We start from the raw sequence: 9,834 nt of genomic DNA on the forward strand, positions 1-9,834 counted from the left end.
ACCCGACCAACTCGGGTCAGACCGCGCTGTGCGCGACGTACCGGGCGAGCAGCACCGGCGGGCCGCCGACCACCACCCTGGAGGTCTTCGGCCCCGCCGGGTGGAGAGTCGTTCACCCACGTCGCCGAACGCGCCCACCGTGTCGTGGCGGGCCTGCTCACCGCGTACCCCGGGGAGACAGTGGTGCTCGTCTCGCACGTCTCGCCGATCAAGCTGGTGCTGCGCGACGCCCTCGCCGCCGGCGACGGGTTCCTGCACCGGCTCTTCCTGGACGCGGCCGGGATCTCGGTGCTCGACATGTGGCCCGACGGCGGCGTCGCCGTCCGCACCGTCAACGACACCTCCCACCTCGCCGCTCTCTGAGCCGTTCACCGATCGGCCGGTCGGTCGCGCCGTTCGGCGCAGCCGGCCGGCCGTTCGGCGCAGCACCCTCCGAACGGGTCGCGTGACGGCCGTCACAAAGTCGTAGCCTCCGGCCGTTACATCGAGAGCCTCGACTCCCCGGAGGTGTGTCAGATGGCTGCACCCGAACCGGAGGCGCCCACTACGGCGCCGACCAGGGCGAAGGACCACAGCCCCTGGAACTGGTTGCTCTTCATTCCCATCGTGGTGCCGCTGGTCCCGGCCTTCTTCAACGGCGACTCACCCCGCGTCTTCGGGTTCCCCCGCTTCTACTGGCTGCAACTGGCGTTCATCCTGCTCGGCGTCGGCACCACGACGCTGGTGTACCAGATGACCAAGAAGCGTGGAGGCCGCTGATGTGGCGCGACCATCTCACCGAGATCATCGTCTTCTCCCTGCTGTTCCTCCTGGTCAGCGCGATGGGTTTCGTGGCCGCCCGCTGGCGGGCCCCGAAGGACATGGCGCACCTGGACGAGTGGGGCCTGGGCGGGCGCAGCTTCGGCGGCTGGATCACCTGGTTCCTGGTCGGAGGCGACCTCTACACGGCGTACACCTTCGTGGCGGTGCCGGCCCTGATGTTCGGGGCGGGCGCGGCCGGGTTCTTCGCCGTGCCGTACACCATCGTGATCTATCCGTTGGTCTTCCTGGTGCTGGTCCGGCTCTGGTCGGTGTCGCACCGGCACGGGTTCGTCACGCCTGCCGACTTCGTCCGTAAGCGCTTCGACTCGCCGGTGCTGGCCCTGCTGATCGCGATCACCGGCATCGTGGCCACCATGCCGTACATCGCGTTGCAGCTGGTCGGCATCGAGGCGGTGCTCAAGACGATGGGGGTCACCGGCGACAACGCGCTGGCCCGGCACCTGCCGATCATCATCGCGTTCGCCATCCTGGCCGCGTACACGTACCAGTCCGGGCTGCGCGCGCCGGCGCTGATCGCGTTCGTCAAGGACAGCCTGATCTACATCGTCATCCTGGTGGCGGTCATCTACCTGCCGTACAAGCTGGGCGGTTGGGGTGACATCTTCGCCGCGGCGGACGCGAAGTTCGACGCCTCGCCCAACCCGAACGACGGCATCCTGCTCAACGGCAACAACCAACTCCAGTACGTGACGTTGGCGTTCGGTTCGGCGTTGGCGCTCTTTCTCTACCCGCACAGCATCACCGGTGTGCTGGCCAGCCGGAACCGCGACGTGATCAAGCGGAACATGTCGGCGCTGCCCGCCTACAGCCTGCTGCTCGGGTTGATCGCCCTGCTCGGCTACATGGCCATCGCGGCCGGCGTGAAGCCGTTGCCCGGGGCCAAGGAGGGCACTGTCGACAGCAACACCGTCGTGCCGTTGCTGTTCGACCAGCAGTTCCCGGACTGGTTCGCCGGTGTCGCGTACGCGGCGATCGGCATCGGCGCGCTGGTGCCGGCGGCGATCATGTCGATCGCGGCGGCGAACCTGTTCACCCGCAACATCTACAAGGAGTACCTGAAGCGGGACGCCTCACCGGCCCAGGAGGCCAACGTCTCGAAGATCACCTCGCTGGTGGTGAAGGTTGGCGCGGTGGCCTGCATCGTCTTCCTCGACCCGCAGTTCTCCATCGACCTCCAGCTGATCGGTGGCGTGATCATCCTTCAGACGCTGCCGGCGGTGGCGTTGGGCCTCTACACCCGCTGGTTCCACCGCGCCGGCCTGATCGCCGGCTGGGCGGTCGGCATGGGGTTGGGCATGTGGATGCTCTACCAGGTGGCCAGCCCGACCCGGAAGCACTTCGGTGGCTCGGCGTTCCCGCTGTCCGAGTTCGGGTTCGACACCACCAAGACGATCTACGTCGGCATCGTGGCGGTGGCGGTCAACCTGGCCGTCGCTGCGCTGGTGACGCTGGCGCTGCGGGCCGCGAAGGCGGACGAAGGAGTCGACGGCACCGAGCCGGACGACTACTTCGCCGACGAGGGCGACCCCCGAGTCACCCCCGGCACCGACCGCGACGCCGACTCGGCCCGCGAACCAGTCGCCTGACCGCTGGTACGCCCGGGTGCCGACGTCGGTCGGTGCCCGGGCGTATCTGTGTCCAGGCCGTCGTCTGGGGCCCGTCGTCGGCCTGGGGTGGTCGTCGTCAGCGGGATCGTTGTCGCGGGGGTCGTTGTTGCGGGGCGGTGAGGTGGTTTCAGACGCTGTCGAGCTGATGTCGCAAACGAATCGGGCGCCTGCCGAGGGCAGCGAGGGCAGCAGGGTCAGCGAGGGCTGCCGGGCGGGGCCGGCGGCCTGGCGGGCGCGGCGGGCTGCCGCGTCGGGCCAGGCCGGCGACCTGGAGCGCTCTGGCTGCCAAGATCGTGCTCGATCCTTGTTGTAGTGGTGTAGGGCCGCGCGGGAGGCCACTACAACCAGGATTTTGCGCGATCTTGGCAGTCAAAGGAGCTCTCGCGTCGGTCCACCAGGGCGGCCCCTACGGCTGCTGGCGGCCGATTCCCTGTAGGGCGAGGGTCAGCAGTTGTTCCGCCTTTTCCGCGCCCATTGGTTGCGCCGCCAGTGAGATGCCGTTGGCGAGGATCATCAGGTCGCCCATGGTGATGTCGGGCCGTACCGAACCCTCGTCGACGGCTCGACGCAGCAGAGGTGCACCGGCGGCGACGAGCGTCGCACCGCAGGCGTCGCTCTCCTCGGCGGGCTCGTTCAGGAGCGAGTCCGCGAGGCCGCGGGTCGTCGTGGCGTAGGCGGTGACCTCGTGCAGCCAGGTCGTCAGCGCGTCGAGGGCGTCCGGCGCGGCGTGCAGGTCTCCGGCGCGCGCCGCCAGGTTGCGGACACAGCCCCGGAAGATCGCCTGGAGCAGCGACCACCGGGTGGGGAAGTGCCGGTGCAGGGTCGCCGATCCCACCCCGGCGGAGCGGGCGATCTCCTCCAGCGAGGCGTACGCGCCGTCGCGGGCGATCGCCTCGGAGGCCGCCGTGACGATGAGGTCGTAGTTGCGCTGCGCGTCCGCTCTCATGGCCCGCCTTGCGAAAGTGGGGTGGTCCCCCATATCGTAGCCGACGAGAAGTGGGGGGCCACCCCACTTGTTCTCTCGGGAGGCATCATGGCTGTTCTCGTCATCGGCGCGACGGGCAAGCAGGGCGGGGCCACGGCCCGAGCGCTGCTCGACCGGGGCGTCCCGGTCCGCGCCCTGGTCCGCGATCCCGGCACCGACAGCGCCCAGGCTCTGCGGGATCGGGGCGCCGAACTGGTCACCGGCGACCTGGACGACGCGGAGTCGCTGCTCGCCGCGGCGGACGGGATGGACGGCCTCTTCTCCATCCCGTACCCCGACGTGACGGACCTGCAGGGCGACGCCGAGGTGACCCGCGGCCGCAACGTCGTCGAGGCGGCGCGCCGGGCCGGGGTGTCGCACGTCGTGCACAGCAGCGTCTCGGGTGCCGGCGACTTCCACCGCAACCAGCCCGGATGGGCCGAGGGTCGGTGGGACAGGCACTACTGGGAGAGCAAGGCAGCCATCGACGAGATGGTGCGCTCCGGCGGGTTCGCGCATTGGACCGTACTGAAGCCCTCGACCTTCATGGAGAACCTCATCGGCTGGTCCTACCTCTTCGGCGACTGGTCCAGCGGCACCATCATCACCGGTTTCGCCGCGGACACGCGACTCCCGTGGATCGCCGTCGACGACATCGGCGAAGCCGCGGCGATCGCGTTCACGAACCCGGGGAAGCTCGACGGCCAGGACGTCGAACTCGCCGGCGACCTGCTCACCATGACCGAGGTCGCGGCCATCCTCAGTGAGGTCACCGGCCGGGCGATCACCGCTCCGGTGCTCACCCCGCAGGAGGCCGTCGAGCGCGGCCTGCTGCCCGCCATGGTCAACGCCGTCGAGCGGATCAACGAGATCGGCAGCCCCGCCCGTCCGGAGATGACCCGCGCCCTGGGCCTGCCCACCACCGACTTCCGCACCTGGGCGCGGCGGACGTTCTCCTGAAACCCGGCCGGGCGGGCTCGGCGGGTGCACCGCAAGATCGTGCTCGATCATTGTTGTAGTGGTGTTGGGTCGTGCGGCAGGCCACTACAACCAGGATCTTGCGCGATCTTGTGGGTAGGTGGCGCGGTGAGTCGGACCACGACACCGCCGCGCGCGGTCAGCGGCGGCGGTTGCGGTTCACCAGGGCCTGGTTGAGGCGGCCCAGGAGGGCGGCCAGCGTTGCCCGGTCGTCGTCGCTCCAGTCGGCCAGCATGTCGCCGTAGAGCCGGGTCCGTGCGGACCGCACCGCCGCCATCCGTTGCAGGCCGGCGGTGGTGGCGGAGATGACGGTGCCGCGGCCGTCGGACGGGTCCGGGGTACGCGTGATCAGGCCGTCCCGCTGGAGCGCGGACACCTGCCGGGTCACTGTCGAGCCGTCCAGGTTGAGTTGGGCGGCGAGCGCGGAGACGTTCTGCGGGCCGGAGTTGTCCAGGTGCCGCAGGATCACGTACGCCGCCCGGTCGAGCACCCGGTGCTCGGCGGTGCCGGTGGCCCGCCGGGTCGCCTCGCCGAAGCGCATCAGCAGGGCCACCTCGGTCTCGATGCGGCCCAGGGTGATCTCGTCGTCGTCGCTCATAGCTGTATGATACAGAATAAGTACCTGTACGATACAGCTAATTGAGGAGTCGGAGTGGATCGGCGTTCCGAACCGAACCGCAGTGCCATCTACGCCACCACACTGGTGGCCTTCCTCGCCATCGCCGGCATCGCCGTCGTCGACCCGATCCTGCCCGCCATCGGCGAGGAGATCGGCGTCAGCGCCTGGCAGGTCGAGTTGCTGTTCACCGCGTACATCGCGGTCATGGCCGTCGGCATGATCCCGGCGACGCTGGCCAGCGGCCGGTTCGGCTTCAAGCCGGTGCTCATCACCGGCGTCTCGGTGGTCGGCGTCGCCGCGATCCTCGCCTCGTTCAGCGACACCATCGTGCAGCTCTCCGTGCTACGCGGCGTCTGGGGGCTGGGCAACGCGATGTTCTTCGCCACCGCCATGGTGGTGCTGGTCAACCTGGCCATCGATCGGGAATGGGTGGTCGGCCTCTTCGAAACCGCCCTCGGTCTCGGCTTCGCCGTCGGCCCGCTGATCGGCGGCCTGCTCGGCGAGGTCAGCTGGCGGCTGCCGTTCTTCGTCTGCGGCGTCTTCATGGTCCTCGCCCTCGGCGTGGCCTCCCGCAAACTCCGGGAACCCGCCAACCGCCAGCCTCCGGTACGCGTCGGCCAGATCTTCGCCACGTTCCGCCGGCCGGCGTTCATCGCCCTCTGCGCGGTGACCGCCGCGTACAACTTCGTGTTCTTCGTGGTCCTCGGCTACACGCCGCTCTTCCTCAAGCTGGACATCATCCCGCTGGGGCTGGCGTTCACCGGCTGGGGTCTCGGCCTGGCCACCGGCATCCTGGTGATCGGCCACCGGCTGGCCCACCGCATCGGCGCCGTACAGACCGTCGGCGTGGCCATCGCCGGGCTGCTGGTCTGCATGGTCCTCTTCGCCACCTCCACCAGCACCGCCGAGTCGCTCGTCGTGCTCGTGCTTGCCGGACTCTGCATGGGGATGGCCAACGCCAACCTCACCGACCTGGCCCTCGGCCTCGGCTCCAGCGACCGCCGGGTCGCCACCGGCGCGTTCAACCTGGTCCGCTGGGGCGCCGCCGCGCCGGCGCCGATCATCTCCGGCAAGCTCGCCGAACACTCGCTGGCCCTGCCGTTCTGGGTGGGCTTCGGGGTGCTCGCCGTCGGTGTCCTCGTCTACCTGGCCTTCGCGCACGTGATGGCCGCCGGCTACGGCGAGCGGGTCCTCTGGTCCCGCTGGAACCGCAGCGCCGCAAGCGCAGAGAACACCACCGAAGAGCCGGTAGGCGAGGCGTACTAACTCTTCTTCAAGATCCGCGCACTTTCGGGGAAACTGCTGCCTCCGCACGCGCTGAGGCAGCACTTTCCCGGATGTTGCGCGGATCGTGGCGTTGACGCCGCTCAGGTCAGGGCGCGGTAGAGCAGGTAGAGGCCGATCGTCGTACCGAACACCACGATCACCGACTTGAGCAGCACGGGCGGTAGCCGACGGACGAGCCGCGCGCCCGCGTACCCCCCAATCAGGGTGGCCGGCGCGACCACCGCGACGGCCGCCCAGTTCACCGGGCCGAACAGGGCGAACACCACGAGCGTCGTCAACCCCACCACCGCGGAGAGCAGATTCTTGATCGCGCTCACCCGCGCCAGGGTCGCGTCCAGCACCAGGGCCAGCCCGGCGACCAGCATCACCCCGAGGGCGGCACCGAAGTACCCGCCGTACACCGCGCCGACCGCGACCATCGTCTGCACCGCGACCGTCCGCTGGCGTGGCGACAGGTCCCGGGGGTGACCGACCAGCCGGCGCAGCGGGTCCTGGAAGGCCAGGACCGCTGTCGCGCCGAGGACCAGAAAGGGTACGACCAGCTCGAACGCGCGGGCCGGCGTGGCCAGCAGCAGCAACGCCCCGAGGATCGTGCCGACAATGGTCGTGGGCACCAGCGTGGCGAGGGCGCGGGGGCGCGGCAGGTCCTGCCGGCTGCCCGCAACGCTGGCCACGTACCCGGGGAACACGGCGACCGAGTTGCTGACGTTCGCCGGCACCGGGGGCAACCCGACCGCGATCATCGCCGGGAAGGTGATCAGCGAGCCACCACCGGCCACCGCGTTGACAGTGCCAGCGGCGAGACCGGCGGCGAGCAGCAGCGCGGCGTGGGAGAGATCCATAGCCCCACGAGGCTAGCTGTCGCCTTCCGAGGCAGCTCCGCCGGACCGCCCGTGAGCTGCGCGATCTTGGTCTGGCGGGGCGGCAATACCGGCAGCACGCTCGTCGTTAGGATGGGAGAGCGACGGACGAGTCGACCGGGCGGTCGCGTCGGCGGGCTCCGGCCCGCCGCCGAGGAACGTCCGGACTCCACAGGGCAGGGTGGTTGTTAACGGCAACCCGGGGCGACCCGCGGGACAGTGCCACAGAAAACAGACCGCCGACCCCAACGGGGACGGTAAGGGTGAAACGGTGGGGTAAGAGCCCACCAGCACCCCGGGTGACCGGGGTGGCTCGGTAAACCCCACCCGGAGCAAGGCCAAGCAAGGGCCGTCACCGCAAGATGACGACCCGGCGCAGACGCTTGAGGGCTGCCCGCCCGATGTCTGCGGGTAGGCCGCTAGAGCCTGCCGGCAACGGCAGGCCGAGATGGATGGCCGCCGCCGGCGCAAACCCTTTGGGGTGCGCGTCGCGCACAGAATCCGGCGTACAGGTCGACTCGTCCGTCGCCCGCCAACTCAGAGTCGTGATCACGGGTTGGGCTCGGCTCTACTTGCGTGCTGCTGCCTGGCTCCGTCGCCCGGTCGTGGGCGACACCTCATCGTGTGAGTGCTGTCAGCATTTCCCGCAGCCAGGCGATCTCGGTGCGGCTGGTGGCGGTGGCGATGCGGAACAGTCCCTGGCGGAACGGGTTGTCGGGGAAGTCGGCGGCGCGCAGCGGTCGGTCGCCGTCCCAGAAGAAGCTCGCCGGCTGGGTGAGGAAGTCGAGCCGGCGATGCAGCACGGCCCCCTGGGCTGCCGGGTCGTCGAGATGGTGCAGGAACGCCAGCAGCGTGAACCAGCGGTTCTCGTCGGTGATGAACAGCTCGTCGGGTGTGCGGAGCTGGCGCCGCAACTCCGCGTGCCCGGCGGCGCTCAGGGTCAGCACGTGCCGTGGTGCCGCCGTCTGGCCAGCCTGTATGTCGCGACGCAGCAGGTCCGCGCGCTCCATGCGCTTGATCGTCGGGTACAGCGTCCCGTCGGCGATCGGCCTGACGTGGCCGGTGAGTGCCGCCACGCGTCTGCGCAGCTCGTACCCGTGCAGCGGGGCGTCGGCCAGGAAGCCCAGTATCGCGAACTCCAACACCGTGTTAACTTACCTCGGCAACGTGATACCTCGACGGCGAGGTATTGGCTGTCAGGAGGTACGTGATGCGCGGCGCCCAGGTGCGACCAGATGGCACGACGATCCGCTGGGTGGAACTCCCCGGCATCGAACCCACTCGGGTCTACCTGCACGGGCTCGGTGCCACCTCGCCCGCGTACTACGCGACGGTGGCGACCAACCCCGCCCTTGCCGGACGACGCAGCCTGCTGATGGATCTGCTCGGGCACGGCATCAGTGACCGCCCGGCCGACGCGTCGTACACGCTGGAGGAGCATGCCGATCTCCTGGCTGTCGCACTGACAGCAGCCGGGGTTGGTGCCGCAGAGGTGATCGCACACAGCATGGGCGGTGCCGTCGCCATCGTCCTGGCCGCCCGCCATCCGCACCTTGTTTCCGCGCTGGTCCTTGTCGACGCCACCCTCGACCCGCAGCCTCCGGGCGTCGGCATCCGCGCCCGCTATACCGAGGAGCAGTTCGTGTACGGCGACGGCCGAGCTGAGACGCTTACCCGAGTCGGTGCGGCCTGGGCGGCGACGATGCGGCTCACTGGTCCGGAGGCGCTCTATCGCACTGCGGCGCATCTCGGCCGGGGCACTACCCCCACCATGCGTGAGCTGCTACTCGAACTGCCCATGCCGCGCACATACCTCCACCCGGCCAACAACGAGCCGACCGGTGCGCGGGCACTGACCGATGCCGGCGTGCGGGTGGTCGCCGTACCAGACGCCGGACACAACATCATGCTGGACAATCCAGCCGGCTTCGTCGCGGCCACAGCCGCGGCACTACGGGCGTAAGGCGTCGCGCCCGCCTGACGTCGGGGGCGAGCGCTTCCACGCGTCTGGCGTCGGTTATCGCCGCTCGACGGGATGGGCGACGAACGTGGCCCAGGCAGCGGGAGCGAAGGTCAATGCCGGTCCGGTGACGTCCTTCGAGTCGCGTACAGCCACAACACCGGGCAGGTTGCTTGCCACCTCGACGCAGTTCCCGCCGCTCGCGCCGCTGCGGGTGGACTTGCGCCACCGGGCGTTACTGAGGTCCATGATGGCTCTCAACTTCCTTCAGCAGGTCGGTGGAATGCCGAAGCGGTAGCGCGGTGATCTGGGACGTGGTCGTTTGCGGCACTCTGGTCCGGCGCAAAGCCCTTCGTGCGCCTGGCCAGTGGTTACGGCCGCACAGCGACCTGAGTGACGAACGCCCGCCAGGCTGCCGGGCCGAAGGTCAGGGCCGGGCCGGCAGGATCCTTGCTGTCCCGGACGCCGACGACGCCGGGCAGGTTGTCGGCGACTTCGACGCAGTTGCCTCCGGACGAGCCGCTGCGTCGGGACTTGCGCCAGATGGCGTTAGTGAGGTCCATGATGGCTGTGCACTTCCTTTATCAGCTCGTTGGACTGTCGGCGCGGGAGTGCCTCGTTCCTCACGTTCTCCCACCTCGTCTGAAGAGTATGTAGCCCATCTTCGTTGTCGACCACGATCCCGCCCAGCTGATTTTCGAGGTGGCCGACCCAAACTCCGTCGCCGGCCCGTGCCA

12 protein-coding genes, 1 other RNA gene and 1 pseudogene are annotated in these 9,834 nt (G+C 69.4%); 7 read left to right on the plus strand and 7 right to left on the minus strand.

Annotated elements, in window-relative coordinates; genetic code table 11:
• Window positions 1-90: 90 nt before the first annotated feature.
• From ACWCO3_RS25480 to mctP, 3 genes and pseudogenes are all read left to right on the plus strand, one after another.
• Window positions 91-363, plus strand: a pseudogene (locus ACWCO3_RS25480) (histidine phosphatase family protein); the annotation flags it as partial.
• Between the two features lie 153 nt (window positions 364-516).
• On the plus strand, window positions 517-759 hold the full coding sequence (locus ACWCO3_RS25485; RefSeq protein ID WP_145779578.1) for a DUF3311 domain-containing protein: 243 nt from the start codon (window positions 517-519) through the stop codon (window positions 757-759).
• Entirely contained in the window at window positions 759-2,408 is a 1,650-nt protein-coding gene (gene mctP / locus ACWCO3_RS25490) for a monocarboxylate uptake permease MctP (RefSeq protein WP_357936377.1), read from the plus strand. Before ACWCO3_RS25485 ends, mctP begins: the two co-directional genes overlap by 1 nt.
• 427 nt (window positions 2,409-2,835) lie before the next feature.
• Here mctP and ACWCO3_RS25495 read toward each other — a convergent pair whose 3' ends face one another.
• The gene (locus tag ACWCO3_RS25495; protein WP_145779580.1) at window positions 2,836-3,375 is read right to left on the minus strand and encodes a TetR/AcrR family transcriptional regulator; all 540 of its coding nucleotides are present in this window, start codon (window positions 3,373-3,375) and stop codon (window positions 2,836-2,838) included.
• Window positions 3,376-3,462: 87 nt separating this feature from the next.
• On the opposite strand from ACWCO3_RS25495, the gene ACWCO3_RS25500 reads away from it, so the two are divergent.
• Complete coding sequence (locus ACWCO3_RS25500; protein ID WP_450012399.1) at window positions 3,463-4,353, plus strand: NmrA/HSCARG family protein; 891 nt, start codon at window positions 3,463-3,465, stop codon at window positions 4,351-4,353.
• Between the two features lie 157 nt (window positions 4,354-4,510).
• On the opposite strand, the gene ACWCO3_RS25505 is transcribed toward ACWCO3_RS25500, so the two are convergent.
• Window positions 4,511-4,969, minus strand: coding sequence for a MarR family winged helix-turn-helix transcriptional regulator (locus ACWCO3_RS25505; protein ID WP_358166334.1), 459 nt, complete (start codon window positions 4,967-4,969; stop codon window positions 4,511-4,513).
• A gap of 54 nt (window positions 4,970-5,023) precedes the next feature.
• Here ACWCO3_RS25505 and ACWCO3_RS25510 point away from each other — a divergent pair, with 54 nt between their 5' ends.
• On the plus strand, window positions 5,024-6,256 hold the full coding sequence (locus ACWCO3_RS25510) for an MFS transporter (protein WP_450012402.1): 1,233 nt from the start codon (window positions 5,024-5,026) through the stop codon (window positions 6,254-6,256).
• A gap of 101 nt (window positions 6,257-6,357) precedes the next feature.
• Here ACWCO3_RS25510 and ACWCO3_RS25515 read toward each other — a convergent pair whose 3' ends face one another.
• A complete protein-coding gene (locus ACWCO3_RS25515) occupies window positions 6,358-7,119 on the minus strand; it encodes a sulfite exporter TauE/SafE family protein (RefSeq protein WP_450012404.1) in 762 nt (253 codons plus the stop codon).
• A gap of 127 nt (window positions 7,120-7,246) precedes the next feature.
• On the opposite strand from ACWCO3_RS25515, the gene rnpB reads away from it, so the two are divergent.
• An RNA gene (gene rnpB, locus ACWCO3_RS25520) (RNase P RNA component class A) lies at window positions 7,247-7,662 on the plus strand.
• 92 nt (window positions 7,663-7,754) lie between these two features.
• Here the strand turns inward: rnpB and ACWCO3_RS25525 are convergent.
• Entirely contained in the window at window positions 7,755-8,282 is a 528-nt protein-coding gene (locus ACWCO3_RS25525) for a PadR family transcriptional regulator (RefSeq protein ID WP_357936419.1), read from the minus strand.
• Between the two features lie 65 nt (window positions 8,283-8,347).
• Here ACWCO3_RS25525 and ACWCO3_RS25530 point away from each other — a divergent pair, with 65 nt between their 5' ends.
• Window positions 8,348-9,100, plus strand: coding sequence for an alpha/beta fold hydrolase (locus ACWCO3_RS25530; protein WP_450012407.1), 753 nt, complete (start codon window positions 8,348-8,350; stop codon window positions 9,098-9,100).
• Between the two features lie 54 nt (window positions 9,101-9,154).
• Here the strand turns inward: ACWCO3_RS25530 and ACWCO3_RS25535 are convergent, their stop codons facing one another.
• The 3 genes from ACWCO3_RS25535 to ACWCO3_RS25545 all read right to left on the minus strand — a co-directional run.
• Complete coding sequence (locus tag ACWCO3_RS25535) at window positions 9,155-9,346, minus strand: DUF397 domain-containing protein (RefSeq protein WP_358166319.1); 192 nt, start codon at window positions 9,344-9,346, stop codon at window positions 9,155-9,157.
• A 122-nt stretch (window positions 9,347-9,468) separates the two neighbouring features.
• Window positions 9,469-9,660 carry a DUF397 domain-containing protein gene (locus ACWCO3_RS25540; protein WP_357936425.1) on the minus strand — a complete coding sequence of 64 codons (192 nt, stop codon included), beginning with the start codon at window positions 9,658-9,660 and terminating at the stop codon, window positions 9,469-9,471.
• Window positions 9,647-9,834 (minus strand): Scr1 family TA system antitoxin-like transcriptional regulator (locus ACWCO3_RS25545; RefSeq protein WP_450012410.1); only part of this gene is annotated, 188 nt, incomplete at its 5' end. The genes ACWCO3_RS25540 and ACWCO3_RS25545, both read right to left, overlap by 14 nt.

It is taken from the genome of Micromonospora sp. NPDC002411 (assembly GCF_053592955.1).

What these genes read in the sequence shown, in the direction of transcription:
- ACWCO3_RS25505 (WP_358166334.1), bottom strand. Translation starts at nt 4,969, where the DNA reads ATGAGCGACGACGACGAGATCACCCTGGGCCGCATCGAGACCGAGGTG.
- ACWCO3_RS25495 (WP_145779580.1), bottom strand. Translation starts at nt 3,375, where the DNA reads ATGAGAGCGGACGCGCAGCGCAACTACGACCTCATCGTCACGGCGGCC.
- mctP (WP_357936377.1), top strand. Translation starts at nt 759, where the DNA reads ATGTGGCGCGACCATCTCACCGAGATCATCGTCTTCTCCCTGCTGTTC.
- ACWCO3_RS25540 (WP_357936425.1), bottom strand. Translation starts at nt 9,660, where the DNA reads ATGGACCTCACTAACGCCATCTGGCGCAAGTCCCGACGCAGCGGCTCG.
- ACWCO3_RS25485 (WP_145779578.1), top strand. Translation starts at nt 517, where the DNA reads ATGGCTGCACCCGAACCGGAGGCGCCCACTACGGCGCCGACCAGGGCG.
- ACWCO3_RS25535 (WP_358166319.1), bottom strand. Translation starts at nt 9,346, where the DNA reads ATGGACCTCAGTAACGCCCGGTGGCGCAAGTCCACCCGCAGCGGCGCG.
- ACWCO3_RS25530 (WP_450012407.1), top strand. Translation starts at nt 8,348, where the DNA reads ATGCGCGGCGCCCAGGTGCGACCAGATGGCACGACGATCCGCTGGGTG.
- ACWCO3_RS25500 (WP_450012399.1), top strand. Translation starts at nt 3,463, where the DNA reads ATGGCTGTTCTCGTCATCGGCGCGACGGGCAAGCAGGGCGGGGCCACG.
- ACWCO3_RS25515 (WP_450012404.1), bottom strand. Translation starts at nt 7,119, where the DNA reads ATGGATCTCTCCCACGCCGCGCTGCTGCTCGCCGCCGGTCTCGCCGCT.